Annotated in this window: 28 protein-coding genes; 19 read left to right on the top strand and 9 right to left on the bottom strand. The window is 40.4% G+C overall.

Translation table 11 applies throughout. The annotated features are described in order from the left end of the window. Window positions 1-42: 42 nt before the first annotated feature. Window positions 43-1,845, bottom strand: coding sequence for a translational GTPase TypA (gene typA, locus DI077_RS08795; protein ID WP_109019777.1), 1,803 nt, complete (start codon window positions 1,843-1,845; stop codon window positions 43-45). Window positions 1,846-1,959: 114 nt separating this feature from the next. Between typA and rplU the strand changes: the two genes are divergently transcribed. From rplU to rsfS, 10 genes are all read left to right on the top strand, one after another. After that, window positions 1,960-2,268 (top strand): 50S ribosomal protein L21, encoded by a 309-nt coding sequence (gene rplU / locus DI077_RS08790; protein WP_109019776.1) that lies wholly within the window; start codon window positions 1,960-1,962, stop codon window positions 2,266-2,268. Further along, on the top strand, window positions 2,269-2,592 hold the full coding sequence (locus DI077_RS08785; RefSeq protein ID WP_109019775.1) for a ribosomal-processing cysteine protease Prp: 324 nt from the start codon (window positions 2,269-2,271) through the stop codon (window positions 2,590-2,592). Window positions 2,593-2,603: 11 nt separating this feature from the next. Then, entirely contained in the window at window positions 2,604-2,861 is a 258-nt protein-coding gene (gene rpmA / locus DI077_RS08780; protein WP_109019774.1) for a 50S ribosomal protein L27, read from the top strand. Between the two features lie 84 nt (window positions 2,862-2,945). Next, complete coding sequence (gene obgE, locus DI077_RS08775; RefSeq protein ID WP_109019773.1) at window positions 2,946-3,965, top strand: GTPase ObgE; 1,020 nt, start codon at window positions 2,946-2,948, stop codon at window positions 3,963-3,965. Beyond that, a complete protein-coding gene (gene proB / locus DI077_RS08770) occupies window positions 3,955-4,827 on the top strand; it encodes a glutamate 5-kinase (RefSeq protein WP_109019772.1) in 873 nt (290 codons plus the stop codon). The genes obgE and proB overlap by 11 nt, the downstream gene beginning before the upstream one ends. After that, the gene (locus DI077_RS08765) at window positions 4,827-6,086 is read left to right on the top strand and encodes a glutamate-5-semialdehyde dehydrogenase (RefSeq protein ID WP_109019771.1); all 1,260 of its coding nucleotides are present in this window, start codon (window positions 4,827-4,829) and stop codon (window positions 6,084-6,086) included. Before proB ends, DI077_RS08765 begins: the two co-directional genes overlap by 1 nt. Before the next feature lie 2 nt (window positions 6,087-6,088). Further along, entirely contained in the window at window positions 6,089-6,688 is a 600-nt protein-coding gene (locus DI077_RS08760; RefSeq protein ID WP_109019770.1) for a nicotinate-nicotinamide nucleotide adenylyltransferase, read from the top strand. Next, a complete protein-coding gene (gene yqeK / locus DI077_RS08755; protein WP_109019769.1) occupies window positions 6,685-7,281 on the top strand; it encodes a bis(5'-nucleosyl)-tetraphosphatase (symmetrical) YqeK in 597 nt (198 codons plus the stop codon). Before DI077_RS08760 ends, yqeK begins: the two co-directional genes overlap by 4 nt. Before the next feature lies 1 nt (window position 7,282). Beyond that, complete coding sequence (locus DI077_RS08750; RefSeq protein WP_109019768.1) at window positions 7,283-8,437, top strand: LCP family protein; 1,155 nt, start codon at window positions 7,283-7,285, stop codon at window positions 8,435-8,437. A 1-nt stretch (window position 8,438) separates the two neighbouring features. Further along, the gene (rsfS, locus tag DI077_RS08745; protein WP_109019767.1) at window positions 8,439-8,804 is read left to right on the top strand and encodes a ribosome silencing factor; all 366 of its coding nucleotides are present in this window, start codon (window positions 8,439-8,441) and stop codon (window positions 8,802-8,804) included. Here rsfS and DI077_RS08740 read toward each other — a convergent pair. After that, complete coding sequence (locus DI077_RS08740; protein WP_479724460.1) at window positions 8,791-10,884, bottom strand: thioredoxin domain-containing protein; 2,094 nt, start codon at window positions 10,882-10,884, stop codon at window positions 8,791-8,793. The two genes, rsfS and DI077_RS08740, sit on opposite strands and share 14 nt — an antisense overlap. Before the next feature lie 229 nt (window positions 10,885-11,113). Between DI077_RS08740 and DI077_RS08735 the strand changes: the two genes are divergently transcribed. From DI077_RS08735 to DI077_RS08725, 3 genes are all read left to right on the top strand, one after another. Continuing rightward, entirely contained in the window at window positions 11,114-12,685 is a 1,572-nt protein-coding gene (locus tag DI077_RS08735) for a TolC family protein (protein ID WP_423241786.1), read from the top strand. Between the two features lie 2 nt (window positions 12,686-12,687). Continuing rightward, window positions 12,688-13,869, top strand: coding sequence for a M20 metallopeptidase family protein (locus tag DI077_RS08730; protein WP_109019764.1), 1,182 nt, complete (start codon window positions 12,688-12,690; stop codon window positions 13,867-13,869). Between the two features lie 145 nt (window positions 13,870-14,014). Then, the gene (locus DI077_RS08725; RefSeq protein WP_109019763.1) at window positions 14,015-14,776 is read left to right on the top strand and encodes an enoyl-CoA hydratase/isomerase family protein; all 762 of its coding nucleotides are present in this window, start codon (window positions 14,015-14,017) and stop codon (window positions 14,774-14,776) included. Here the strand turns inward: DI077_RS08725 and DI077_RS08720 are convergent, their stop codons facing one another. From DI077_RS08720 to DI077_RS08705, 4 genes are read right to left on the bottom strand one after another with little or no spacing between them, the layout of a single operon-like run. After that, window positions 14,777-15,238, bottom strand: coding sequence for a MarR family winged helix-turn-helix transcriptional regulator (locus DI077_RS08720; RefSeq protein ID WP_109019762.1), 462 nt, complete (start codon window positions 15,236-15,238; stop codon window positions 14,777-14,779). Window positions 15,239-15,260: 22 nt separating this feature from the next. Continuing rightward, window positions 15,261-16,577, bottom strand: coding sequence for an aminopeptidase P N-terminal domain-containing protein (locus DI077_RS08715; RefSeq protein ID WP_109019761.1), 1,317 nt, complete (start codon window positions 16,575-16,577; stop codon window positions 15,261-15,263). Next, window positions 16,574-17,641: a lipopolysaccharide heptosyltransferase II gene (gene waaF, locus DI077_RS08710; RefSeq protein WP_109019760.1), complete on the bottom strand. Its 1,068-nt coding sequence runs from the start codon at window positions 17,639-17,641 to the stop codon at window positions 16,574-16,576. Before waaF ends, DI077_RS08715 begins: the two co-directional genes overlap by 4 nt. Continuing rightward, entirely contained in the window at window positions 17,638-18,741 is a 1,104-nt protein-coding gene (locus DI077_RS08705) for a thiolase family protein (RefSeq protein ID WP_109019759.1), read from the bottom strand. The genes waaF and DI077_RS08705 overlap by 4 nt, the downstream gene beginning before the upstream one ends. Window positions 18,742-18,818: 77 nt before the next feature. On the opposite strand from DI077_RS08705, the gene bfr reads away from it, so the two are divergent. The 4 genes from bfr to DI077_RS08685 all read left to right on the top strand — a co-directional run bounded on the left by bfr (window position 18,819) and on the right by DI077_RS08685 (window position 21,935). Beyond that, complete coding sequence (gene bfr, locus DI077_RS08700; protein WP_109019758.1) at window positions 18,819-19,289, top strand: bacterioferritin; 471 nt, start codon at window positions 18,819-18,821, stop codon at window positions 19,287-19,289. 194 nt (window positions 19,290-19,483) lie between these two features. Continuing rightward, complete coding sequence (locus tag DI077_RS08695; protein ID WP_423241776.1) at window positions 19,484-20,443, top strand: THUMP domain-containing class I SAM-dependent RNA methyltransferase; 960 nt, start codon at window positions 19,484-19,486, stop codon at window positions 20,441-20,443. Further along, a complete protein-coding gene (locus DI077_RS08690) occupies window positions 20,440-21,591 on the top strand; it encodes an acetylglutamate kinase (RefSeq protein ID WP_109019756.1) in 1,152 nt (383 codons plus the stop codon). Before DI077_RS08695 ends, DI077_RS08690 begins: the two co-directional genes overlap by 4 nt. Before the next feature lie 2 nt (window positions 21,592-21,593). Next, window positions 21,594-21,935 carry a thiol-disulfide oxidoreductase DCC family protein gene (locus tag DI077_RS08685; RefSeq protein ID WP_109019755.1) on the top strand — a complete coding sequence of 114 codons (342 nt, stop codon included), beginning with the start codon at window positions 21,594-21,596 and terminating at the stop codon, window positions 21,933-21,935. On the opposite strand, the gene DI077_RS08680 is transcribed toward DI077_RS08685, so the two are convergent. Genes DI077_RS08680 through DI077_RS08670 form a run of 3 tightly spaced genes read right to left on the bottom strand, consistent with a single transcriptional unit; the run spans window position 21,919 to window position 24,804 of the window. Continuing rightward, window positions 21,919-22,605 (bottom strand): iron-containing redox enzyme family protein, encoded by a 687-nt coding sequence (locus DI077_RS08680; protein WP_109019979.1) that lies wholly within the window; start codon window positions 22,603-22,605, stop codon window positions 21,919-21,921. The genes DI077_RS08685 and DI077_RS08680 overlap by 17 nt on opposite strands. A gap of 8 nt (window positions 22,606-22,613) precedes the next feature. After that, the gene (locus DI077_RS08675; protein WP_109019754.1) at window positions 22,614-23,606 is read right to left on the bottom strand and encodes a D-alanine--D-alanine ligase family protein; all 993 of its coding nucleotides are present in this window, start codon (window positions 23,604-23,606) and stop codon (window positions 22,614-22,616) included. Further along, a complete protein-coding gene (locus DI077_RS08670; RefSeq protein ID WP_109019753.1) occupies window positions 23,584-24,804 on the bottom strand; it encodes a KamA family radical SAM protein in 1,221 nt (406 codons plus the stop codon). Before DI077_RS08670 ends, DI077_RS08675 begins: the two co-directional genes overlap by 23 nt. An 83-nt stretch (window positions 24,805-24,887) precedes the next feature. Between DI077_RS08670 and DI077_RS08665 the strand changes: the two genes are divergently transcribed. Both DI077_RS08665 and DI077_RS08660 read left to right on the top strand, forming a co-directional pair. Further along, window positions 24,888-25,532: an HAD family hydrolase gene (locus DI077_RS08665; RefSeq protein WP_109019978.1), complete on the top strand. Its 645-nt coding sequence runs from the start codon at window positions 24,888-24,890 to the stop codon at window positions 25,530-25,532. Between the two features lie 34 nt (window positions 25,533-25,566). Beyond that, complete coding sequence (locus tag DI077_RS08660) at window positions 25,567-26,400, top strand: GerMN domain-containing protein (protein WP_242935426.1); 834 nt, start codon at window positions 25,567-25,569, stop codon at window positions 26,398-26,400. The last annotated feature ends 49 nt before the right edge of the window (window positions 26,401-26,449 follow it).

Here is a 26,449-nt window from a genome sequence, read left to right as displayed (position 1 = left end):
CCTCAGTGTCTATGAAATCAAAGTTTCTTGCCTAAAAAGATCCTACTTGCCGGATCTTTTTCTCATACTTGCATCTAATACTTTTTTACGCAAACGAAGGCTTTGCGGAGTGACTTCCAAAAGTTCATCATCATCCAAGAACTCAATGGATTGTTCCAAAGTGAGTTTTTTAGGAGGTGTTAAACGAATGGCATCATCCGATCCGGAGGCGCGAACGTTTGTAAGTTTTTTCTCACGTACAGGGTTTACTTCCAGGTCGGTATCTCTGCTATTCATTCCTAGAATCATTCCCGGATAAACCGCCACTTGTGGCTCGATGAAAAGATCCCCTCTTTCTTGTACTTTCCAGAGAGCGTAAGCAGTTGCATCACCGGAGTCCATAGAAATCAAAGCTCCGTTTTTTCTACCTGGAATTTCACCTTTGTATTTATCAAAACGTAAGAAGCGGCTGGACATTACTCCTTCACCACGTGTCTCGGAAATAAAATGTCCTCTGAATCCGATCAGTCCCCGAGTGGGAATTACGTATTCTACACGAGTGATCCCGGAAGTATGAGCGTCCATTCCTTGCAATTCGCCCTTTCTGCGATTGAGCTCTTGGATACATGCCCCCGAATATTGGTCCGGTAGATCCATCACCAAAGTCTCGTAAGGTTCTATTTTTTCACCGTTTTCATCTTTTTTCAAAATCACTTCAGGACGGGATACTTGTAGTTCGTATCCTTCTCTTCTCATGGTTTCAATCAGGATGGAAAGATGAAGCTCTCCACGACCTAAAATTTTAAAACGATCTTTGTCTTCCGTTTCTTCCAAACGAAGTGCCACGTTTGTTTCCAATTCGCGATCCAATCGTTCTCTTAGATTTCTTGTAGTTACGAACTTTCCTTCTTTACCGGCAAACGGAGAGTTATTGACCATAAAGAACATGGATACGGTAGGTTCTTCCACTTGGATGGCAGGAAGAGGGAGAGGATTTCCAAAATCACAAACAGTGTCCCCGATAAATACGTCGGGAATACCTGCGATAGCTACGATATCACCCGAAGCTGCTTCTTCGATTTCGTAACGAGTGAGTCCTTCGTAACCGTAAAGTTTGGAAATTTTATAATTTGCAGTGGTTCCGCCGGTTTTAGCAAGAGTTACATCCTGGCCTTTTTTAATTTTGCCCGCGTACATCTTTCCGATCGCGATACGACCTACATAATCATTGTAATCCAAAGCAGTAACTTGGAATTGCAAAGGTCTTGTATCATTGATCTCCACAGGAGGAACATGAGCCAAAACTTTGTCTAAAAGAGGTTCGATATTGGTTCCGGGAGCTTCGGATAATTCATTAACCGCCCAACCTTGTTTTGCGGAAGCATAAATGATGGGAAAATCCAATTGTTCTTCCGTAGCACCTAAATCAGAAAATAGGTCGAAAACTTTATCTACTGCGAGGCTTGGTCTTGCACCGTCGCGATCCACTTTGTTTACGACTACGATCGGTTTGTGGCCCAATTGAAGAGATTTGCCTAACACAAATCTTGTTTGAGGCATCGGTCCGTCGAATGCATCGATGAGTAAAAGAGTGCAATCCGTCATGGATAGAACCCTTTCCACTTCCCCTCCGAAGTCCGCGTGACCCGGAGTGTCTACGATATTGATACGAGTGTTTTTATACTTTACAGATGTGTTCTTTGCGAGAATAGTAATACCTTTCTCTTGCTCCAATTGGTTGGAGTCCATGATTCGTTCACGGTCTTCTTTGGCAGTGACGGCGCCCGTATGGCGTAAGATACAATCGGTAAGGGTAGTCTTTCCATGATCGACGTGAGCGATGATGGCGATGTTGCGAATTTCCATTATTTTTACCAGGTATTTAGAATGTTCTTTGCTGTCGATGTGGATTTGCATTTGACAAGGAGCTAGACTTGTAAATCCTGGTAAGAACCACTAGTTTGAGATTAGGAAAGGTATATGTTTGCCATCATAGAACTCGGAGCTAAACAATTTAAAGTAGCTCCAGAACAAATTTTCACAGCAGAAAAAACAGGTAGTATCGTAGGTAATACTTTCGATGCAAAGGTTCTACTCCTTTCTGACAATAACAAAGTAAATATTGGTTCTCCTGCTCTTTCGGGCGCAAAAGTTACATTGAAAGTTTTAGAAGATTTAAAAGCGGATAAAATCCACGGATTTAAATACAAAAAACGCAAAAACTACAAAAGAGCTTGGGGTCACAGACAACAAATGCAAAAGCTTCAAGTAGTTTCAATCAACGGATAATTGATTTATACAAAGGTTTTTTACCAAGGAGGTTCGATCGCAGGTTTTGAGATCCAAGGGCATTCTCCCAAAGATTGGGGAGACAAAGGAGAAAATCTTCTTTGTGCAGGAGTTTCCACTCTAGTTCAGAGTGCTCACTCCTATTTGAGCTGGCAAAAGGCTTTGGATTTTGAAAAAAAAGAAGACGGTTACTTAAAGTTTTTGGTCAGGGAACAAGGGTTACCCGATTATCAAAAGCTTTTGCAGATGGTTGAGTTCGGTCTCAAGAGTTTGCAAGTGAGTTTTCCCGATGCGATACGAATCGAAGAAATAGGAAATAATTAAGAGGTATTCAAATGGCTACAAAGAAAGGCGGGGGATCCACAAAGAACGGTCGTGACTCGGTTTCAAAACGTTTAGGCGTTAAAGTTTATGGTGGGCAGTGGGCAACTTCCGGCAACATCATTGTAAGACAACGCGGAACTGAATTCAAACCGGGCAAAAACGTAGGGATTGGTCGTGACCATACTCTATTTGCATTGACTGACGGAGTTGTTGCTTTTGAACACGTATCAAAAGAAAGACAACAAGTATCTGTTTACCCGAAAAGCTAATCTGCTTTCTGGAATCCAGAGAGCAGACCGAAACCCGTTTGAGTTCATTCTCCAACGGGTTTTTTTATTTTGGAATCATAATAAATGCCTAGTTTTATAGATGAAGTTCCCATTCGAATCAAAGCCGGCCACGGCGGAGCCGGAGCTGTACATTTTCATAAAGAGAAATTTGTAGAGTTCGGAGGTCCTGACGGAGGGGATGGAGGAGACGGAGGAGATGTGATTTTGGTTGCAGAATCCAGAATCATGACTCTCGAAATTTATCTGCCAGACAGACTTTACAGTGCTATGGACGGAGAACCCGGATCGGGAAACGAACGACATGGTAAAAACGGAGAGGATCTGATCCTCAAAGTACCTGTCGGCACACAGGTACTAGATGCGGTTACCATGGAACTTATGTATGATTTCACCAAAGACGAGGAAATCTACAAAATCGCAAAAGGTGGTCGCGGGGGAAAAGGAAATACGTTTTTTAAATCTTCCACCCACCAAACACCTCGGTTTTCCCAGCCGGGAGAAGACGGTGACGATTTTTCTGTCATACTCCAACTCAAGTTACTTGCGGATTTAGGGATCGTTGGTCTTCCCAATGCGGGCAAATCCACCCTACTTTCCAAAATCACTCATGCGCATCCTAAGATTGCAGGTTATGCTTTCACTACCCTTTCGCCTAACCTAGGCATTGTTCACAGAACGAACGATATGTTCCGTTATACTGTGGCGGATATTCCGGGAATCATTGAAGGAGCTTCGCAAGGTATAGGACTTGGAATTTCTTTTCTGAAACATATAGAAAGAGTGCAAGGGATTCTGTTTTTATTCGACGGTGGAAATCTCAATCTGGTAGACGAATTGGATATGCTTCGCAATGAACTCGGGTCTTATAATCCTGTTTTATTGGAAAAACCGTTTCTGATAGTAATCAATAAAATGGATATTTGGGATGATCCTAGTTTCACGGAAGAAATCAAAGAAACTTATAAGGATTTGGGTGAAATTCTTTTTATATCCGCAGACAAAGAATTGAATTTGGATTATCTTTTGGAAAGGATTGATAAAGTATTCTTTCCGGAACAAACTAAAATCATTTATGAGAACTAGAAAGGAATATTCAGACCGGATAAAAAAAGCGAAAACGATCGTGATCAAGATTGGGTCCGCTCGTGTTTCCGGAGAAACTTCCAAAATCAACGATTTTTTATTCGGACTTTCCGGTGACATTCGCAACTTACGCGACCAGGGAAAAGAAGTAATCCTTGTTTCCTCGGGTGCGATCGCACAAGGCAAAAAACTCTATCATCAAATCTATAACAAAGAAGTGAACGGTTCCGTAACTCTTTCCGAAAAACAAGCGTTTGCCGCTATGGGACAAAACAGACTTCTCAATCTATACGAAAGTTTTTTTAGTAGAGTCAATATTTCCATTGCGCAGATATTATTCGGAAGGCACGACCTTCACGAAGAAAAAAATCTAACCAATCTAAAGAACACATTCCGTCAGTTGCTAGACTGGGGAATATTACCGATCGTAAATGAAAACGATTCCATCGCAACCGAAGAGATCAAGATCGGAGACAATGATATTTTATCATCAATCGTTGCTTCCATCGTAGGTGCAGATCTGCTTCTGATTCTGACGGGAGTTGATGGATTTTTGGTCGAAGAAAAGAAAATAAATTTGGTGGAAGATATTTCCTCAGCTCTGGAAGGGCACGCAAAAGGACCGTCCGGTCCCGGAACCGGGGGAATGGCAACCAAACTGAAAGCGGCAAAATTGCTTTTGCCTTACGGAATCTATACCGGAATCGTAAACGGAGAGGAGAAAAACGTAATTTCCCGTTTTTTCCAAGATGAAAATTTCGGAACCCTTGTTGCTAATTCCGTTTTTCAACACAGATCGCCTAACGAAAAAGAAGTCCAAGATCAGTTTTTATCCATTTCCAAAGAAGAAGGTGAAATGTAATGAGCTCACAAACGTTAGAAAATACAGCACTGGAAATTGCCAAAAGAGCAAAAGATGCAAGTTTAAATGTACGTTCGTTAAGTACAATTCAGAAAAATAAAGTATTACATAACCTGATTCAAATATTGAAGGAGTCCGAATCCGAGATCATTTCCGAAAACAAAAAGGATATGGATGCGGGCAAATCCAAAGGAATTTCCGATTATTTGTTGGATCGGCTTCTTTTGGATGCGAAAAGACTTTCGAATATCTACAAAAGCGTGGAAGAAATCATCAATCTTCCCGATCCTGTGGGAGAAGTGGTAAGAGGAATCACTCTTGCTAACGGCCTGGAACTTAGCACCAAACGGGTACCAATCGGAGTTGTTATGACCATCTTCGAATCCAGACCGAACGTTATTATAGATATCGCTTCCCTATCCTTTAAATCGGGAAACGCATGCATTCTTCGCGGAGGATCGGAAGCATTTCATTCCAACCGGATTCTCAGCAATTTGTTTCACAAAGCTCTGGAAAAGGAAAAAATTGATCCGTCTTGCGTGTGTTTTGTGGAAAATACCGAAAGAGAAGCGATGATCCCCTACTTTCAGCTGGATCATTTGATCGATTTGATCGTACCTAGAGGCGGAGAAGCACTCATTAAATTCGTATCCCAAAACAGCAAAATTCCTGTCGTCAAACATGATAAAGGTGTAACAAATCTTTTTGTAGATGCATCCGCAGATCCTAATATCGTGATTCCTGTGATCATCAACTCAAAAACCCAAAGACCCGGAGTTTGCAATGCTTTGGAAAACCTGATCCTTCACAAAGATTATCCTTATACCAAAGAATTGTTTTCCGCACTGGAAGAAAAAGGGGTTCAATTGCTTGTCGAAGAGAGACTTCTCTCTTTGACTTCAAAAGGCAAACTCGTCAAAGAAGAAGATTATGATTTGGAATTTTTGGATCTTCGCCTGAGTGTGAAGACAGTCTCCGGCGTGGAAGAGGCGATTCCTTTTATTCAGAGTCATAGTTCCGGACATACGGAATGTATCCTGACCGAGTCGGCCACTTCCATTCATAAATTTCAAACCAAACTGGACAGTGCCGCGATCTTTGTAAATTGTTCCACCCGTTTTCATGACGGAGGAGAATTCGGGCTAGGTGCCGAAGTGGGAATTTCCACCGGCAAACTTCACGTGAGAGGACCTATGGGACTTATCCACCTAACAACTACAACCACATTCGTTACGGGTAGCGGTCAAATCCGATCCTAAAAATGATGATTGTATACGGAGGAAGTTTTGATCCGCCTCATCTGGGGCATTTTTCCATTGTGGAAAAATTGATTCAAAGTTTTCCCGATCCGAAAAAAATTCTGATCATTCCCAATCATATATCCCCTTTCAAAGACAAAAAACTTCTGGATATAGACGATATCTGGAAATTGTCGGAACTCACATTTTCCTCCCTTTTGAGCGACTCAGTCGAATTGGTTGATATGGAAATCAGAAGCAAATCTTCCAGTTATACTTACGACACGATTCTAAAATTGACGGAAAAGTATCCGAACGAACCTTTTTATCTCTGCGTCGGAGAGGACAGCCTTATAGGGCTTATGCAATGGTATCAGTTTGAAAATTTGAATCTGTTGATTCATTCCTATATCATTTTACGTAGAACCACCGAAGCTCCCCATCTTTTGAGTTTTCCCAATCAGGAAATCGAAAACAAATCGATTGTAATGGATAATCCGATCTGGGGCGTTTCTTCTTCCAAAATCAGAAATGAAAGAAATTTAGAATATGCAAAACAATGGATGAATCCGGATGCATTCGAGTTTTTAAAAGAACGAGGATGGTTTCAAACAGGCCAATGAAAACCATCGAAGATTGGATTTTATTTTTTCTTGCGAAAGTTCCTTTGGAAATCACCCAAACCAGGTGGGAACATTGTTTAAGAGTGGCAAATCATGCGGAGAAACTTGCAAACATAAATAGATTGGAGAATCCTAAAAAAGCATATCTCGCAGGAATTTTACACGATATCACCAAACAAAAAAAGTATGATTTCCACATTGCCTTATTCGAATCCGCCGGATTCCCGAATTGGAAAGAAATTCCCAAAGAGGCATACCATGCCTTCACCGCACCGATTTTCATTCAAAAAGAATTCGGATTTTCAAACGAAGAGGTTTTCAGCGCTATGCAATGCCATACTTTGGGCGGAAGAAATCTGACTCTGATTCAAAAGATTCTTTATGCCAGTGATTTTTTAGGATCCGAGTATGCGGAAAAACAGGACAGATTCGAAGAATGGAAAGAAAAAACCGAAGAAAATTTGGAATTCGGTGTTTATTTGAAAGCAAGTAAAACCATCACAAATCTAATGGAAACGGAAAGCACTATCCACCCCTATACGATCGAAACTTATAACCAAACGATACCAAACTTGAATTTTGGAAAAAAATAAAATGAAATTAGAACCGAGCACACCTCAGAAAAAACCATTTTTCCTTTTAATCGCCGCAGGCGGTTTTCTGTTACTGGCCATATTGATTTTAACTTTGAGAAACAAAGGCGGCTTTTCCGTCGAAGGAAAAGTAACATCCGCTAAACGAGTCAATTTTTTAGTACATATCATTTCCGACTCGGATAAGTATCTTTTTTCCTTTTATTCGGAACTTTATCCTACGGAAAAAAAAGTAGCTCTGTTTTTCGTCAATCCTCTCACAACATTCGAAGACGACGATACTACTCTGGAAGAAAAAGGAAAAAAAGCCCCGGATGTATTGGAATCCGCACTCGAAGATATATTCGACCATTCCATCCAATATAAGATCACTTTATCGGAGTCCAATTTCAAACATATAGTAGATCTATTGGGTGGCCTGGAATTGTTTTTTGAGCCGAAATCAATCCGTCTTACCGAAAAATACAATCGTAAAAACCGTATCTATAATCTGGACGGAGAGGATTGTTTCGATGTTCTTAGCCATCTTCAGGACAAAAAAGCTCTCTCTTATATCCAAAGATTGGAAACGGGAGAAAGCATCATACTCACTTTGCTGGAAGCGATTTATTTGAAGAAAGATATTATCACCAAACAGAAGATTGCCCTCATTCATGAAAAAATAGAAACAAACTTAAGTTTGAAAGAATGGGAAAGTTTGGTGGATTATTTTAAAAAAGAAAAAGTGAATTACGGAGTATCCGAATTGCCTGCGGAACCTGTGCTTCGGGTAAAAAAGAAAGACGAAATGTTAAAAGCAAAAAGTGACACTGTAAAAGTCGCTTTTGCAAAATTTTCTTCCGATCTTAAATCAATGTATTTTTCCGACGGAGAAAGAGCAAGGATCGAAGTATTGAACGGAACCAGTAAAAACGGACTCGCACGTTACGGAAAGTCCCTTTTGAACGACAAAGGATTGAAAGTTCTTACAGTTGACAATGCCTGGGAAGAAGATTTCAAAAACAGCGTGATTTTAAATAGATCAGGTAACACGAATTATACGGATTCCATTTCGGAAACATTTCAAGGCAGAAAGGTTTATTACGCCTTAAGAAAAGATTTAGGATTAGATGCAACAGTGGTTTTAGGGGAAGACTTCCAGGGAACCAAGGAATAAAATGTCAAAAATTTCAGAAGAAAGTTTAACTCATTTAAAAAAAATAAAACAGAGCTTAAGCGATAAAAAATGCGAGCAAATCCAAATACTCGACTTGCAAGATGTGAACAGTTATCTTTCCATATTTGTGATCGCCACCGCCAAAACGGAAACACAAGCCAGATCTTGTGCGAAAGATATAGAAAAGTACATGAAACCGCTCAAACTAGCAGAACGAAGAAACCACCTAACGGATCTTCCTAAGGATGCCACGGGGTGGGTTCTTTTGGACTACGGTGAGATCTGCGTTCATATCATGACGGAAGAGATGCGCAGTTATTATTCCTTGGAAAGACTTTGGGGAGATGCCAAAGTTATTTCCCTATAAGTAATTTTGTAGCTTCCAGGCCTTTTACAGGTGTTTCGCAAACCAGGTTTTTACATACATAAACTTGGTGCGAATCTCCCGCCGTTCTGAATTCCAAAAGAGGAATTTCGTTTGCGTATTTTTTTGCATCTTCCTCTTCCATAACAATCCAAACCACATTGGGATTCAAACGGGAAGACAATTCTTTTTTGATTTCTTCCGCTTCCGCGCGGTTTTCCTTTTTAAAGATGACTGCAACTTCGTTCGGTCCCTGACTCCATTTCAAATAAGCATCCAACATAAAAGAATAACTGGTGGAATTTTCCGATAATTCCTTTTTGAAATAGGAAAAAATGTTTTTCGCCTTATCCCAATAAGAACCTACTTCCACTCCGAGTCCGGATAATAACAGAAAAACATGGGCCATCGTGGAATTGCCGGAAGGTTCTACTCCATCGTATCCTTCGATTGTCCTGACAATTAAATCTGTGTTAGTTGAAATCGATTCATAATACACTCCTGCTTCGGATACAAAATATTCCTCAATGATTTTAAGTGTGGATTTTGCATTTCTGAAATATTCGATATTTCCCGTTTCCTGGAAAAGTAGTAACGAAGAATAGGTGAATTCGGCATAATCCGTCAGATTCCCCTGGAAACGGGCTTCCCCTTCCCTGTATCTGCGGTATAAAAATCCATCTTTGTTTTTGAGATTTTTATCTATAAAAGAATAAATGCGAACCGCATCCTCCAGATAAGTTTTGTCTCCCGTGGCTTGGGAAGATAAAATCAAAGCTCGAATGTACAGACAATTCCAGGAAGTGATGACTTTATCATCCCGGAGAGGTCGGATTCTTTGGGATCTGCGGGATAATAATCCATTTTTCGCTTCTAGTAAAGTTTTCTCTTCTGATTTTGAAATTTCCTTTTTCGTTTGGAATGGATTTGTCCCGGCGATGGTTTCGTTTAAGATCGTGTGACCTTCAAAATTCCCTTCCGGGGTAACATTCCAAATTTTTTTGATCCAAGGGTCGGAAACAATTTCATCAAATTCTTTCTCAGACCAAATATAAAATTTCCCTTCTTCTCCTTCCGAATCGGCATCCTCGGCACTCGCGATCCCTCCTTCCGGTAAAGTCATATCCCTTCTGTAATATCCAATAATATCTTGGATGGCAGAACGAAAGAAAGGATCTTGTGTAACTTGAAAAAGTTTGGCAAGTGTTGTCAAATATAGGGAATTATCATAGAGCATTTTTTCAAAATGTGGTACCAACCACTCATGATCCGTGGCATAACGGCAAAGCCCACCACCTACTTGATCGTAAATCCCTCCCTTTTTCATTGCATAAGCAGTATTATAGGCTATTTCCAATGCATGGGGATTCCTAAAAAAATAGGAATGATGAACCAGATAAGATAAACTCATGCTAGGTGGAAATTTGTTTTGTTGGTTCATCTTAAAACCGAAAAATACAGGGTCATACACCTGAAAGAACGTTCGGTATGTTTTTTCAAACACATCCGTAGAAGGCAGACTTTCTCCCAAGGTTTTTCTTTCGGAGTCACGTAGATGATCCGCCAAATCCTTGGCAGCCTGTTCCAGCTCTCCTTTCTGGTTTTGCCAAGCATTTGCCACAAGTAAGAGTACTTCTTTGAAACCTTTCCTACCGTAACGTGCTTCCGGCGGGAAATAGGTTCCTCCCAGAATCGGTTCCTTCTCAGGGGTAAGAAAAAGATTCAATGGCCAGCCGCCTTGTTGTCCCATTGCATGCAACGCATCCATATAGATTTTGTCTATATCCGGCCTTTCTTCCCGATCCAGTTTTATGGAAACAAAATGTTGATTTAAAATTGTAGCGGTATTCTCATCCTCGAACGACTCCCTTTCCATAACATGACACCAATGGCATGTGGAATACCCAATAGATAACAGAATGACTTTGTCTTCCTTTTTGGCTTTAGCGAATGCCTCTTCCCCCCACGGAAACCAATTTACAGGATTGTAAGCATGTTGTAACAGGTAAGGGCTTTTTTCGTGGATTAGGTGGTTGGATTTCTGATTTTGATTAGACTGCACGTTGGTTGGTTTCCTCAGAATTTATTTCCGGAAAGTTTCGAACTTCAGTCTAGGTAATTTGTCTTGGCTTGGCAAGATCGTTTTTCTACCCTGTCTCCTGAGGGGTCAAAAACAAATTCCATTGAACGCAAATCAGTCCCTTTTTTGGCAAATTAACACAGCATCAAGAATGTTGACCAATTGTTTAATATTCTTGGTTTCCCTTAGCCTAACACCTAACCTCGAGGCAGAAGACGAATTTGAAGAACAAATGCGGCGTTACCAATCTTCTCATTGGGGAATCGGTGGAACGGAAGTCCCGGAAGAAAAAATAAATCCGAATAAAAAAGTCCTTCATCTAACAATTGCACAAGCCATAGAGCAAGTGATTGAAAACAATATCATAGTCCAAAATGCAAAATTGGAGATTGTAAAGGCGGACACTCCCGAGCTGAAAAATCAGTCTCGTTTTACCTGGAAGGCACTCGCGGGGATCCAAAGTGCGAAACAATACTTTCCGGACAATAGAAACAACTTATTCGCGGGAACTCAAAGACAAAACGATAAGATTTCCGCAGGAATTGAAAAACAATTCAAAACGGGAACTTATTTTAAAACAGAGATTTCAAGCGTTCGTTTCGATACGAATGCTTTTGAAAATCCTTACAATCCGCAAACCGCCGCCTTCTCTTCTCTTGCCACAAAACCGATGTATACCGGTGCCGTATCGTTTACACTTTCCCAGGAACTTTTAAAATACGGATTTGGCAGAACCGAAGAAGATAGGGAAAAACTTTTAAAAAACCAAACATTACTCGTTCGTGAAAATTACATCAACGTACTCACTCAGCTTGTAGTAAAGATTTTGGTTGATTACTGGTCTCTTGGAATCATAGATTCTCAAATTTCCACTTTTGAAAAAGTATTAAAAAATACGGAAGAAATTCGCAAACTCACCGTTCGGAAACAATCCCTCGGCCTTTCAGAAGGATTTGAAGTAAACCAATGGAATCAAGCTTATCTACGGGCTTCTTCCCAATTGGAAAAAAGTAAAGTCGATCGTTTGGAAGCAGAAAGAAATTTAGTTCGTATCTTGAATGTAGATCCTTCTTCCAGCGTTGCCGGTGTAACTGATCTTACGGAAACCCTACCAGTGGGAATCGATCGTGAAAAAGACAAAGCTTATGCTCTGAAAAACAGAATTGATTATCTTATGTTACAAAGACAGAAAGAAATCGCAAGACTTGCACTTGCCAATGCTAATGATGAAGATCATCCTTCCTTAAAAGCAAGTGTCGCTTATAGTTCCATCGGTCAAAATTTTATTTCTCCTCAGGAAGCTTATATCGCAAGACAAAACGGAATTACATCTCTTCGATTTCCTCAAATTTCCGCAGAAATAAAAATGAGCTACCCACTCTGGGACAAAGCTGCAAAAGCCGGTATCAATGAAGCGGAAGTGAATCAAAAGTTAATAGAGATTCAACTTAGCAATTTGGAACAGGAAATCACTCAGGAAATCGATACCCGTTATGAAATGGTAGTCTCCAGTCATACTTTATTGAACGATTTGAAGAAAACCAAAAAAGAAACGGAAGTATTTTATAACGGTTTAATGGATCGTTTCCGCCAAGGAAGATTTACAGCCGTTAACGTAAAGAACGCACTGGACTCTCTTGCGCAAGCTGAACTTGGTGTAACTCAAGCAAGAATCAATTTTAATATCAACCTGGTTCGCTATGAACTTGCAAAAAACTCCTTATTTGAAAAATACGGAGTCGATCTTTATGCAATTCTCGCGGAAGTCGAAAAAAAGGCGAAAACGGAAACGGATAAATTATAATCATGAAAGTGAACGTATCTGCAGGCAGGAAGGAAGAATTAATTCGTTACAGACGAAAAATTCATTCAAATCCTGAACTCAAATACGAAGAGAGAGAAACTGCCGATTACGTTGCTTCTCACTTGAAATCTCTGGGATATAGTTTCGAAGAGAATATTGCGGAAACCGGAATTGTTTGTCTTGTGGATTCGGGAATTCCGGGAAACACGATTCTAGTTCGGGCGGATATGGATGCTCTTCCCATTTTGGAAGAGAACCATGTTGATTATAAAAGTCGAAATAATGGCAAGATGCACGCTTGCGGTCATGACGGCCATACAAGTGTACTCATGGGACTTTCCTCGGAACTAAAAGAATCATTGAAATCATTCGTTCCGAAAGGAAGAGTTTTACTTTGTTTTCAGCCTGCTGAAGAAGGCGGATCGGGTGCAGACAAGATGATCGAGTCAGGGATTTTGGATCGTTACAAAGTGGATGCATGTTTTGCACTTCATGTTTGGAATCATATCGACTTAGGAAAGTTAGGTGTTGTGGACGGAACAATGATGGCATCCGTTGACGAGTTTCATATTACAGTGAAAGGAACAAGCGGTCACGGCGCTATGCCTCAACATACCGTAGACCCGATCGTAGTAGGTTCACATATTGTCACCGCATTACAAACCATCGTATCCAGAAATGTAGATCCTCTCGAACCATGTGTAGTGACGGTAGGTTCCTTTCATTCGGGAAATGCATTCAATGTAATTCCGGAAACCGCAGAACTTCGCGGTACAGTTCGTACTTATTCAAAAGAAGTTTATCAAAAGGTTCCGAAAAGATTGGAAGAAATCGTAAAAGGGATCGCCAAATCGTTCGGTGCTGAAGTTGATTTCGAATACAAACGGATTGACAAACCCACAATCAACGACCCCGAGATGGCGGACATTGTCAGAGAAGCGGGAAAAAACATACTCGGTCCTGATTCCATCACGGAAGAAAATACCAGAACTATGGGAGGGGAAGATTTTTCCGCCTTTCTTATGGAAAGGCCGGGATGTTACTTCTTTATAGGCTCTCGAAATGAGAAAAAAGGATTCGTTCATTCCCATCACAGTTCTTTTTTCGACTTCGATGAAGACGCACTCTCAAACGGGCTTTCGGTTATGAAAGAAGTCATCCGCTTGTATCTGGAAAAAAACTAAATCCGCCTACCCTAAGAACCAATTCGTCTTTTGTTCTTTCCAACCAAATAATCCTTTAACCTTTTCATTTTATCTAATTTTTCATTTACAAAAATTCTTAAAATGATATTTGTTAGATATCTAACTATCTCGCAGGTTGATTTATATGATCCATTTACAAATCGAAGACGAAATCGCGACCATTACTTTAGACACAAACGAATCCAATAGTTTTACTTTGGAAAGTTTTCAAAAACTAAGTGAGTCTATTCAGGAAGCGGAATCAAAACTCTCCAAAATACTTATATTAAGAAGTGCTCGCCCGGGTGTATTTTCCCAAGGGTTAAACCTTACGGAACTCAGTGGAGACAGATCGGAAGAGTTTCTCAATTTATTCTTACATTACTTTTTCGGAATCCTGGAAAAAGTTTATACATTCCCTGGTGTAGTCATTTCAGAAGTGGGCGGACATGCTATGGGATACGGTGCTATGCTTGCGATCGCAAGTGATTTCAGATTCGGTTTGGAAGGGACAAGGATCGGTCTTCCCGAAGTGAAATTAGGAATCAGAGTTCCTTCTTTCGTCGCAATGATGTTAAGAGACATTATCGGTGCAAGAGAAGCGGACAGTCATATCCTCCAAGGAAATGCATACAAAGCGAGTGAAGCCAAAGAACTAGGATTATACGATGAGGTCTATTCGGATGCGAATTCGGTCAAAGATTCTGCAGTGAAACTGGCACGCAAACTGACTAAAAATTCATTCGGAGCAACCAGATCTTCCAAGGAAGCACTCAGACATTTGAACGGAGATTTGAAAAAACTGCTGGAGTTCGATAAGGAAAAAACATTCGAAAGCCTTTTCACAGACGATGCGATTGAAGGAATTTCGGCTGCCGTTGCCGGAAGAAGACCTCAATTCAAATAATCAGTTTTTGAATTTATTCTGATAAGTATAATTGTACGTTTTTTCCAAAAGATTGTACAATTGTGCGGATTCTTCGGGGTTTAGACCCCAAAGTTTCAAAGAAAAAACTTTTACAGAGATCTCTCTTGCCGGTTTTTGAAACGCCTTTCCTTCTTTGGTCAAACTTACCATAATCTCTCTTTTGTCCAAAGGGGAGATTTCTTTTTTGACTAGGTTCAAAGATTCAAGCTTTGTTATTAGAACCGTAACAGTCGGTTTGGTTCGATGGATTTCTTCTGCAATCTTGGACATATTGCAAGCTGTCTGTTTGCGAAGAAGATAAGTGATAATCTCAAAATGAGATGCGGAAAGTGAAGGGAATCCCAGTTTTTTCAGTTCATCTTCCACCGTTTCAGTCAGAAAATCACTCAAACGTCCTAAGAATTTTACCGCATGAAATCTTTTTTTGGAATTCTTTTTCAAAACAGCTACACTTCTAAAAACATCAGCCTTTCATCGCCTCGATTTCTTCGATCTCTTTAGGAATATCCTTTGTCAAATTGACGGGAGAATTTCCATGAACCAGAATATCATCTTCAATTCTGATTCCTATCCCTCTGAATTCTTTAGGAATCAAAACGTCATCCGGATCAAAGTATAACCCTGGTTCTACGGTAATCACTTGTCCGTTAACAAGTTTTCTGCTTTTTCCTTGCATATAATACTTGCCCACATCATGAACATCCATTCCCAGATAATGTCCGGTTCTATGCATATAAAACTTTTTATATGTTTCCTTTTCCAAAATCGAATCCATGCTACCGGAAAGAAAACCCATTTCCTTCAAACAATCGGCAAGAAAGTAAACTGTCTTAGTATGGATTTCATTGAAAGGAGTTCCTTCTTTCGAATAAAGTATCGCATTTTTTTGAGAAGCAAGAACGATTTCATAGATGGTTTTCTGCGCTTCGGTAAATTTTTTCCCGGCGGGAAATACTCTTGTTACATCGGCAGTGTAGGAATTGAATTCGGCCCCGGAATCAACTAAGATCAAATCATCTTTTTCCAAAACGCTATCATTACTCACATAATGCAGCACGCATGCATTTTTACCCGTCGCGACGATGTGTCCGTAACCTCCTCCCCATGCACCGTGTTTTAGATATTCATGTTCCAAAATCGCTTCCAATTCATATTCGTATAGGCCTGGTTTGGATTCACGAATGATTCTATCATGCCCGAATTTAGTGATTGCAGCCGCTTGTTTTAAAATTTCAATTTCTTCTTTGGACTTTTGCAACCTCATCTCATGCAAGAACACAGGTTCGATGATTTTTTCCGGACCTACTTTGCCTTCCCGAACCCTTGAAGATACAAGTCTTGCGGTAGAAATCAAATCTCTATCCTTGTCCGAGTCCAATCCGAAAAAATAATAAAGTGTGTGATTTCCTAAAAGTAATTCCGACTTTTTTTCATCCCACTCGTTTATTTCAAAAACCAAATCCAGTTTTAAGAGTTCTTTGATTTTTTCCTTGCCCAGACGAATCCCCGTCCAGATTTCTTTTTCTTTGTCTTTAGGAAGACAGAACATTCCCGCCTTATTTTTTGTTATGAATAAAATCGAATCCGCTTCCGTGATTCCCGTGAGGTAATAAAAATCTGAGTCTTGGCGAAACTTATATTCTACATCTCTGTTTCTGATTTTATCATTTGCTCCGAAGACAAACAAGATCTCCCCTTCGCTTAATTTCTGTTTCACGGACTGGATGCGTTTTATGTGAATGGAATAATCCGTTTTATTCTTTTTTAAAGTTTGATTCATGATGATTTCAATATTTCCTCTAAAGATTCGAAAAGTTTTTGGGGTTGTTGGTCTAACATACAACGAAAATGGGACTCAGGACAAATTCTCCCGCCATGGATACCGCATGGTCTGCAATCTAGCCCGCTTACTTCCATAATCCTGTTTCTTTCGGATAACGTAGAATAGCCGAAGGCGGGAACAGTTGCACCGTAGATCATGACAGTAGGGACATTGAAGGCGGAGGCAAAATGAATGGGACTGGAATCGTTCGATACGATTGCACTTGCATTTTGAATCCAAACTGCAAGTTCGGATAGAGAAGTTTTGCCTACAACGGACATAAGTCTTGTTCTTTCGTGGGACTTGAGAGGTTCAATGGACAATAATTGAAAGATTTTTTCTTCTATGGATAGATCCGCTTTAGAACCGATTAGAATTACCGCTTCCGTTCTCTTTCTCAAAATAAGGCTGATAAAACTTGCGAATTTTTCTTCCGGCATACGTTTTGTTTCCCAAAGAGAGGACGGTGCAATGATGATATAATCCCTTTTGGTCACCTTCATTCGATTAGCTGCGGACTCGAAACTTTCTACGTCGGACGCTTTGGGATACAAAAATGGCCTTCTATCCCTTCCGACGGGATATTCGGAAACATCATCATACAAAAGGGAAAACAATTTCTCTACTTCATGAGGCCCTAGTTTCGGCCTGGAAACTTTTTTAGTATGCAAAAAAGAAAACCCAGATTCCAAATATCCGACCCGGAATTTTGCGGAGGAAAACCAGGATAACAGACTGGATCGGAATGAAAAATGAGCGGAATATACCTGATCGTAATGTTCCCGTCGCAAACTTCTCGCAAAACGGAAAAAAGCGATCGGATTTTTTTTGATCGTTTTTTTGTCTATAGGCACAACCCTATCTATGTCAGGATTTCCATCTAGCACCTGTTCTGTTCCTTTATTGACCAGAACATGCAATTCCGACTCAGGGAATTTTCTTTTGACTGCCCGAAAAAAGGGGGTCGATAGAATCAAGTCCCCCAAAAAAGCAGTTTGTATGATCAGTATTTTTTCCGTCATTTTCCGTGTTCTAAAACAGTAGCAAAATTGTTCGTAGCAAGTCCACCAATACTATGAGCTAGTCCCAAGCGCAAATGCTCTCTCTGTTGAAATGATCGGCATAATTCTACAATTTGAGCAAGTCCCGAAGCGCCCACCGGATGGCCCCTGGATTTCAATCCACCGGAGGAATTGATGGGAAGCTGTCCTTCCGGATGGGTGATTTTGCTGATTACTTTCGCCAAAGCTTCCCCCCTTCCGAAAAGCCCCGCATCTTCGGCACCTATGATTTCAAAAGGAGTAAACGCATCATGTAATTCTGCAATCTGAATCTCTTCCGGGCCGACCCCGGCGTCCTTGTAAGCGGAAGCAAAGGCGTGGACACTTGCATCAAAGCTAGGATCTCCTCCCGCCAGGAAGGCAGCTGTGCCATGCCCTATCCCTTTGACTGAGACAGGGCTTTTGTCTACGGACAGAATCACAGATGCGGATCCGTCCGACAAAGGAGAGATATCATACAACCCGAGCGGGCTTGTGATCATGGGTTGTTTTTCATATTCTTCGAAGCTTAAGTTCTTTTTGATCTGAGCAATAGGATTTTTCAATCCGTTATCGTGTAATTTTTTGGATATGGAAAACAAATCTTTCTTTGAGTATCCATATAACTCCAAATAACGGTTGGTGATCATCGCGCCTCCTTGCGCCATTGACATTCCTAAATTTCTTTGGGAGTCGGAAAGAACGGAGCCTAACAGTAAATTGTTTTCTTCCCGGTTCAACTGAGACATGATCTCAGTCGCAACCACTAATCCATGTTTGTATCTACCGGATTGAATGAGATTGACACCTAGTTGCAGTGCGGAAGCGCCGGAAGATGATGCTGTTTCCATACGGATCGCATAAGGATGTTTTAAGCCGAGCGCCTGTACTAGTTTTGCGGGAAGATGAAAGTCTTTAGTGTATCGGTCAGGAGAGAAACTAGCATAGATTAGGAATTCCAGTCTGTGAGAACCGAACTCAGTCACAGAATCCTTTACGGTTTGATAAGATAAACCAAGGTGAGATCCGTTGAATTTTCCAAATGGACTTAAAGAAGGACCATGTATAAAAACTTTAGCCATAAGAATATAGTTTAAGCTTGCTTATAAAGTGAAAGCATTTTATCATTCCTAATAGATATAGAAATGGAGTATCCGTTATGAAAGGTAAAAAAGAAGTACTCGAAATTTTAGCCGAAGTTCTTTCCGCAGAACTTACCGCAATCAATCAATACTTTATCCACGCAAAACTTTGTAAAAACTGGGGTTATCTTACCCTTGCAGAATATCTGAGAAAAGAGTCCATCGAAGAAATGAAACATGCTGATGAGATCATCGAAAGGATTCTTTATTTGGATGGAGTTCCCGATCTTCAAAAGTATATGAAAATTAATGTCGGCAAGACGATGTCTGAATTATTCCAACATGACCTCCAATTGGAATACAATGCTGTCGAAAGATTGAACCGAGGAATCGACATTTGTGTGGCTGGCAAAGACAACGGAACCCGCGAATTATTGGAAAGAATTTTGGTTTCCGAAGAAGAACACATTGACTGGATCGAAACTCAACAGAACATCATCAAAGATATCAGTCTTGAAAAATACTTGGCTGAAAAATTAGGAGAATAAGGATAAAACCATCTCAAACGGTCTACCATGCTGTCTGCGGAGAAGGACTTTCTCCGCTTCTTATAGAAGAAATCGGCAAATCCCACCTTACCGTAATTAACTCCAATCGTGGCGGCGTATTTTTTTCCGGAAAACCCGGTCATATCGTAGATTTTGCTTTATCTACCAGATTCGCATCCAGAATCAATTTACAATTGGTTCAGGAAAAGGGAAACGATTACGAAGACCTTTACAAGGCAGCCAAAAAACTACCTTGGGAAAAATGGATCGAACAGGATCTTTCCTTTCGGGTGGATGCCCAAACAAAAGACAAACTCAGCAATTCACAATTCGCCACCCATAGACTCAAAGATGCCATTCTTGATTATTTAAGGGATAAAAAAATCCCCCTTCCCGGTATCGAAAAAAAGATTCCCGATATAACAATTGCTTTACGGTCATTTTTGGATAAGTTCAGTATAGAACTTTCTCTTACAGGCGAATCTCTTTCCAGAAGAGGTTACAGAGTCGAAGCGGGACTTGCTCCCGTTCGCGAAACGATTGCACAAGCTATGCTCGCGGTATCCGAATGGAAACCGGGAAAAGTATTAGTCGATCCAATGTGCGGATCGGGAACGGTTTTGATTGAAGCCGCACTTCTGGAAAAATTAAACGGAGAGATCAATCGTTATATCCTGGAAGAGTCTTCCGTATTTAGCAAATTATTTCCCGATTTCGTATTTTCCAAAGCGGTGAATCCTCCTCCGAAGGCATTTCGTTATTTCGGGTTCGATCATGATTCCGAAGCGATCCGCATCGCCAAACAAAACGCATACGAAGCAGGAGTCGAGGATTGGATTCAGTTCGAAGAAGGAGATGTTTTGGAACTGAAAAACTCTTTCGGAGAAGAAGGCCATATCGTTACCAATCCTCCTTACGGAGACCGATTGGGAAAACCGATTGATAATTTACGGGAAATGTACTTTCAAATGGGGAAAGTTTTTAAAAATGAATTTCCCGGTTGGAAACTTACCGTATTATGCGGTGAATTTTCCCTTTTGGGAAAATTAGGACTGAAAGAAAAATCCCATTTCCCTCTGCGGCATGCCAACCTAAAGGCAAAAATAGTCGATTACGAAATGAGAAAATCCGGTCTAATCCCTCAGAATCAATGAACTCAAAAGATATCTTAACCCGAGTTTTTGAAATCACCCAAGATCCTCGGGATGGTATTTTATTTTTAAATGAATTCAAATCGATTTCACCTGAAAGTTTCGCACTTCTGTTTGCGGATGCGGAAACGATATTGGATAGTTCCGGAGTATTGTTTTCAGACATCAAACTGCTACACCAATTGGATCTTTTTCCGGTAGTAGTTATAGAAGAAGACTCTTACAATTATCTAAAAGTTTTTTTCCCTCAGACCGGATTTCAAAACGAAGATTCCAAATTCGGAATCGGCTTCCCTTATTCTCTCATCTCCAAAGAAAATCTACTCATCGAAGTGAAAGACTCCATCTCCAGAAAAAAGATTCCGGTTTTGCTTTGGAATAAGGAAATGGATGAGTTCATCCGGTTTTTAAAAGAAACCAAATCCATTCTGCATTCCAATAAAGTGATTTTGGTCAATTCAGAAGGACCTCTGCGGGAAGAAAATTCGGGCAAAGTGATTTCTCTCATTCAATCGGGGGAAGCTTTGGAAAAACACAAAACCAATCTTTCCTATTCCTCTAAAAATAAAAACTTTCTATCGATCGCCGAGTCACTTGTTACCGACTCCGATAATCCTAAGTTTTCCGTCGTATTGACATCTCCCTATACCATTCTCAGAGAGTTGTTTACGGTCAAAGGAAGCGGAACACTGGTTAAAAAGAAAAATAAAATCAGCAAATACGAATCCGTTTCGGAAATCGATAAGGACAAAGTGTTCGCACTCATCGAATCTTCTTTTTCCAAATCTTTGAAACCTTCATTTTTAGAATCGAAATTCGATGTATTGTATCTGGAAGAATCCTACCAAGGCTGCGCCTGGCTGGAAAAAACGGAATTCGGATTCTTATTGTCCAAGTTTGCAGTCAATGGAATTGCAAGAGGAGCTGGTGTAGGTCGTGATATTTGGGATATACTTATGGGTGAAAACACCCCTCTCTTTTGGAGATCCAAACCGGGAAATAATATCAACAAATGGTATATGAATATCGCACAAGGTTTAGAGAAAGATGAAAATTGGTTTTACTACTGGCTCGGCTTGGACTCCGATCTGATTCCCAAAGTCATCCGTCATTTAAAAAATCAACCTGAAGATTTTTATCCCGGTAAATAGTCTTGAAAGCAAAATTCTTTTACGACGGTGACTGCGCTTTTTGTTTGGGACTTGCCGACTATTGGAAATCGCAAATCGATCCTGAAAAAATTGATTTTCTTTCCTTTCGAAATTATTCAGAACCTGAGTTATTGAATTTCCATAACCAGCTAACACTGAATCGATGTGAAGGAAATGTGCAACTGGTTTACGGAAATTCCAGACTGCCGGGATTTTTCGGAGTAAGACGTATGCTCTTCTGGACAAAATACAAATACCTGGCACCGGTCTTGTATTTGCCTTTGGTACCTTTTCTGGGAGTGGGAGTGATGTATTTTTTGAAGTTTTTTAAGTCGAAAAAATAAGTTTTCTACTGGGAGAAATTCTCTCAAGACCTATGTAAAATTTTTCACGTGCGTTTAACGCGAGTAAGTTTCCCTGTTCTACTTCTTCCTTTTCCCTTTCCGTGAGAGCAGTTTCACCGATCAAATCGAACATTCTTTTGCTATGACCTTCATCTGCATCCAAGTTGACAGTGAAGAATTTCCCTTCCGGCAGATTCCGTTTTTCTTTCAACACCTGGTACGCATCAGATACGAGGGAATATTCCAATTTCAAAAGATATTCATTTGCAGGTCCAAGCGCTCCCAACCCGTAAAAAAATCCTTTTTGGATGATGGCCGACATATCGGACAAGTATTCTTTCGTTTCGGAAAGTATGGTATTGGTTTGCAGATCAAATCCTAGTTTTGTAAGAAAGGTTTCCAAAATAGAAACATGAGTGTCCTCTAGTTTACCTTCGCCTAACTCTTCCCAGATATTTTCCACAAGAACGATTTTTGCCTTTTGATTTCTTGTTTTTGCGGCAACCAGAAGAAACCAGTCCACAAATCCGATGGATACGAAATATTCCTGGGATAACCATAAGATCAGATCTTCAAAGTTGATTTCTTTTTTTCGGCCGAGTAGCCATGGGTTTTTTAAAACAGGATGATTTTGTACGTCTGATTTTAATTTTTCTTCGAAAGGATTCATACCCGGAATCACTCACCTTTTCCGTAATTAAATCTTTTGGATTCCAAATGTTCTTTTTTTGCAAATTCCAAACAGGCTTCCACTAGTTCCCGATAAGGTTTTCCCGAATTTTGCCAAAGTATAGGCAGGCTAGAATACACCGGTGAAAAACCGGGAGTGAGATTGATTTCCAAAAAATACACATCGTTTCCTCTTAGAATGAAATCAACTCGTCCGTATCCTGAAATTTGGATTTCCCCCGCCAATGCCAAAGAGGCATTTTGAACGCTAAGCATGATTTCCTCTTCCAGATCAAAAATCAATTTTTCAGGCATCTCTGCTTTGGATTTTATCTTGGAAGAATAAACTTTTCCGGGATAATCGACTCTTGCCACGTTGCTTGCGAAATAATCCGGATCATTTCCCAGAATAGCAACTGTTAGATCACTACCTTCGATGTATTCTTCCAAAAGAATCGTATCAAAAGTTTTGAATAATTCGGAAATCAACGAATCAAATTCTTCCTGATTACGAATGATATTTTTTTCAGAGATTCCTATGCTTGATCCTTCTCCATTCGGTTTTGCAAAAATAGGAAACTTAAGATTCAGAGAAAAGTCTTTCCCTTTTCGGATGACTTGGTCTTCGGGAGTTTTGATTCCTAATTTTCTAGCGATTTCTTTCGTTCTATATTTATCCAGGCTGATATGTTGTGCATAAGAATCCGAGCCGGTATGGCAAATTCCCAAATACTCGCATATGGAGGGAATATAACCTTCTCTGTTTCTGGAGGAATACCCTTCGACCAAATTCCAAACGATGAGTTTGTCTTTTTCATTAGCTCCGACGAATCCTAAAATCGTGGACAGGATTTTTTCCTGAGAATGAAAAATTGTACATCGGTAGCCAAGCCCAATGATTTCCTTACGCAAGAGTTCAATGGAATCCAAGGATTCCCATTCTCCCGTAAGCAGAGTGGGTTTGAAATCGTATACATCGCTAGCGAGAAGTACTGTCTGCAATTAGTTTCTCCCATTCCTGTTCATTCAAAATATGATAAAAAGACTCGTATTCCGATCCGGAAGGTTCAAAGGAAAAATGAACCTTCCCCGTAACTGCGGAACGAAATGCGTGCTGCCTCGTATCCGGAAAATATCCCAAATACCAATTAGGTGATAAAGTGATCTTTCCTCCGCCCCCTGGCAAATCATTTACAAATTGAGGAATTCCCATTCCCGCAATTTTTCCACGCATATAGGATACGATTTCCACACCTTTTTGCAAAGGAGTTCTAAAACCACGTGAACCGGGGATAAGCTCCGGGTCATAGAGATAATAAGCACGCACTCTCATTTCGAGTAGTTTTTTATGCAACTCCAACATAATTTCACCGGAATCATTGATCCCTTTTAAAAGTACCGATTGATTTCCCACGGACACACCGGACTTTAACAGGCGTAAAATTGCCTCTTTTGCTTCGGGAGTGCATTCTTTCGGATGATTGAACTGGGTATTGCAAAATACGGACAGGGAGTCGTTGTTATGTGATTCTATAATGGAACAAAGTTCTTTTGTTATACGAAAAGGAAGAGTCACCGGATTTCTAGTTCCCAATCTGCAGATTTTTACGTGGGGTATGGAGGAAAGTTCTCCTAAAATCCAATCGATTCGTGCATTCGAAAGATTCAATGGATCTCCGCCGCTGATCACAACATCTTCAATTTCGGAGTGAGTCCGGATATAATCGAAAGCGGATTCCAAATCCTCTTTTTCCATCCTTTCTTTGGGAGAGGAAACCTTTCTGCCTCTCATACAGTGTCTACAATAAACGCTACAGGAATGATTGGAAAACAAAAGCACCCGATTGGGGTACATATGAGTGAGTCCTCTTACGGGTGAAAGTCTCTCTTCATGGAGAGGATCGGAAGATTCCTCCACGGACAAAACGGATTCGGAGGAATCGGGAACAATCATCCTGCGGATGGGACATTGGGGATCAAATGGATCGGATAATTTAAGATAATAAGGGGTAGCGGATACGTTCAGGCGAATTGTCTCTGCAATTCCCTTTTTTTCCGAATCAGTCAGTAAAAAATACTTATCTAAATCTTCTCCTTTCACCCGATTTTGAAGCTGAGAAGTAGAATCAAACCAATTGGTTCGGGAAAATAGCTCCTCGCGGTTCTTTTCGATCGTTTGAACATCTAAAATCGAAGGCATAGTCCTTGAATTCCTTACTTGCCAACACACCGCCAATTTCTTTTTTGGTGGTAATGCTTGAAAATCGTGCGGAAGATATTAAGATGGTGGCCTTCGATGTCGATGGTACCCTCTTCTCCTCTGAATCCATCATATTCAAGACCTATGTCCAGGCAATCGAAGAGTTTGCCCTGAAGACAGGAAAAATCACAAATTTACCCACGCATGACCAGATCATGTTACAGATTGGTAAACCAGTCCGAGAAATTTTCGCCAATCTACTACCGTCTCTTCCTCTGGAAGAAAGAGAAGTGATTTCCAATCGGGTTTTGGAACTACTCTGCGATTCCATCCGAAACGGAGGTGGGGATTTCTATGCAGGTGTGGGATCTACGGTTCGGTATCTGAAGGAAAAAGGATACACAATCACTTGTGCCTCCAACGGAAGGCGCAGCTATGTAGAAACAGTCCTGGAAACAGCAGGAGTATTGCATTATTTTGAACCGATCATAGTCATCAATCAGGAGAATGTTTGTACAAAAACGGATATTCTTTCCGAATACATCAAAAAATACGGTTACAAGTCCAACTCCATTGCCCTCATTGGGGACAGATACAGTGATTGGGAAGCCGCAAGAAATAACGGATGTTTATTCGGATATTGTTCCTATGGGCATGCCACAAACGGGGAAATTCCCGATTTTGAGTGGAATTTCAAGGAACTGGAAGCTTTAAAAGAGATTTTTTAAGTGCTAGTTTCCTTAGTTTTCCGAAGTTTATAATGTGGCAATCCCGCAGCAAAGCTCATCACCGGACAAATTGAAATCACTCACCTATATCATAGGCGGGCTCTTTTTCGTACTGGTTTTGATTGAAAAGTCTCTCGGCTTTTCCCAAGCAAACATCAAACAATCATTTAGCACGGAAAGTTTTAGAAATATAGGAAGCGGAAATTCCTTATTCGAAAAAAATCAAAAATCACCAAGGGCAAACGACCCACTAACATCTAATGAATGGGAAGACGATCTTGCCTGGGAAGAAGAAGCATTGGAAGATCCGATTCTCATCGGAGAAGAAAAGAAAAAAATAAAAAACCAAGACGATGGATTTTCCATCCCTGAAATTTCTTTACCGGAAGACAGTTTTCCCGGTGGCGGAAAAAAAATTCAGGACAAAAGCGGTTATTTATCCATTTATTTTTTAAAATTCTACGGCCAGGGAAAGAATAGCCAATCGCAATTAGTGAAAGTCTCCCGGGAATTTCAGGGAGGAGATCCGATTCATTTTTTAGTAAAAAAATTATTGGAAGGCCCGAGTCCTGAAGAAAAGTCCAAAGGGATTCTCAATTCTCTCCCGAAAAAGCTCAAATTTGATCCTAATTACCGATTAGAGGACGGAATCTTACATTTGTCCTTTTCTAAGGATTTGGAATGGGGAGGAAGCCCGGAAATCCTAAAGGATAGAATCGATCAAATTTGCTATAGTTTGATCGGAAATTACGGAATCAAAGGGTTGAATGTTTACGTAGAAAGAACCAGACTCAGATCCCTAGGCGGGGATGGAATGGCCCTTCCCGAAATCTTAGTGAAAAACCCAAGAAAAATCATTTTGTTCTAATCCACCTTAATTGTTGCAAGATTCAATCGTCTATCTTAGGATGAGAAAG

The sequence above is a fragment of the Leptospira kobayashii genome (assembly GCF_003114835.2).
GTDB classification, from domain to species: Bacteria; Spirochaetota; Leptospiria; order Leptospirales; family Leptospiraceae; genus Leptospira_A; species Leptospira_A kobayashii.
This window is presented reverse-complemented; position numbering and strand designations above follow the sequence as displayed.

Bases quoted from the DNA above. Each gene is read 5' to 3' on its own strand.
- typA (WP_109019777.1), bottom strand. From the start codon at position 1,845: ATGGAAATTCGCAACATCGCCATCATCGCTCACGTCGATCATGGAAAG.
- rplU (WP_109019776.1), top strand. From the start codon at position 1,960: ATGTTTGCCATCATAGAACTCGGAGCTAAACAATTTAAAGTAGCTCCA.
- rpmA (WP_109019774.1), top strand. From the start codon at position 2,604: ATGGCTACAAAGAAAGGCGGGGGATCCACAAAGAACGGTCGTGACTCG.
- obgE (WP_109019773.1), top strand. From the start codon at position 2,946: ATGCCTAGTTTTATAGATGAAGTTCCCATTCGAATCAAAGCCGGCCAC.
- proB (WP_109019772.1), top strand. From the start codon at position 3,955: ATGAGAACTAGAAAGGAATATTCAGACCGGATAAAAAAAGCGAAAACG.
- DI077_RS08765 (WP_109019771.1), top strand. From the start codon at position 4,827: ATGAGCTCACAAACGTTAGAAAATACAGCACTGGAAATTGCCAAAAGA.
- DI077_RS08760 (WP_109019770.1), top strand. From the start codon at position 6,089: ATGATGATTGTATACGGAGGAAGTTTTGATCCGCCTCATCTGGGGCAT.
- yqeK (WP_109019769.1), top strand. From the start codon at position 6,685: ATGAAAACCATCGAAGATTGGATTTTATTTTTTCTTGCGAAAGTTCCT.
- DI077_RS08750 (WP_109019768.1), top strand. From the start codon at position 7,283: ATGAAATTAGAACCGAGCACACCTCAGAAAAAACCATTTTTCCTTTTA.
- rsfS (WP_109019767.1), top strand. From the start codon at position 8,439: ATGTCAAAAATTTCAGAAGAAAGTTTAACTCATTTAAAAAAAATAAAA.
- DI077_RS08735 (WP_423241786.1), top strand. From the start codon at position 11,114: ATGCGGCGTTACCAATCTTCTCATTGGGGAATCGGTGGAACGGAAGTC.
- DI077_RS08730 (WP_109019764.1), top strand. From the start codon at position 12,688: ATGAAAGTGAACGTATCTGCAGGCAGGAAGGAAGAATTAATTCGTTAC.
- DI077_RS08725 (WP_109019763.1), top strand. From the start codon at position 14,015: ATGATCCATTTACAAATCGAAGACGAAATCGCGACCATTACTTTAGAC.
- DI077_RS08715 (WP_109019761.1), bottom strand. From the start codon at position 16,577: ATGAATCAAACTTTAAAAAAGAATAAAACGGATTATTCCATTCACATA.
- waaF (WP_109019760.1), bottom strand. From the start codon at position 17,641: ATGACGGAAAAAATACTGATCATACAAACTGCTTTTTTGGGGGACTTG.
- DI077_RS08705 (WP_109019759.1), bottom strand. From the start codon at position 18,741: ATGGCTAAAGTTTTTATACATGGTCCTTCTTTAAGTCCATTTGGAAAA.
- bfr (WP_109019758.1), top strand. From the start codon at position 18,819: ATGAAAGGTAAAAAAGAAGTACTCGAAATTTTAGCCGAAGTTCTTTCC.
- DI077_RS08690 (WP_109019756.1), top strand. From the start codon at position 20,440: ATGAACTCAAAAGATATCTTAACCCGAGTTTTTGAAATCACCCAAGAT.
- DI077_RS08680 (WP_109019979.1), bottom strand. From the start codon at position 22,605: ATGAATCCTTTCGAAGAAAAATTAAAATCAGACGTACAAAATCATCCT.
- DI077_RS08670 (WP_109019753.1), bottom strand. From the start codon at position 24,804: ATGCCTTCGATTTTAGATGTTCAAACGATCGAAAAGAACCGCGAGGAG.
- DI077_RS08665 (WP_109019978.1), top strand. From the start codon at position 24,888: ATGGTGGCCTTCGATGTCGATGGTACCCTCTTCTCCTCTGAATCCATC.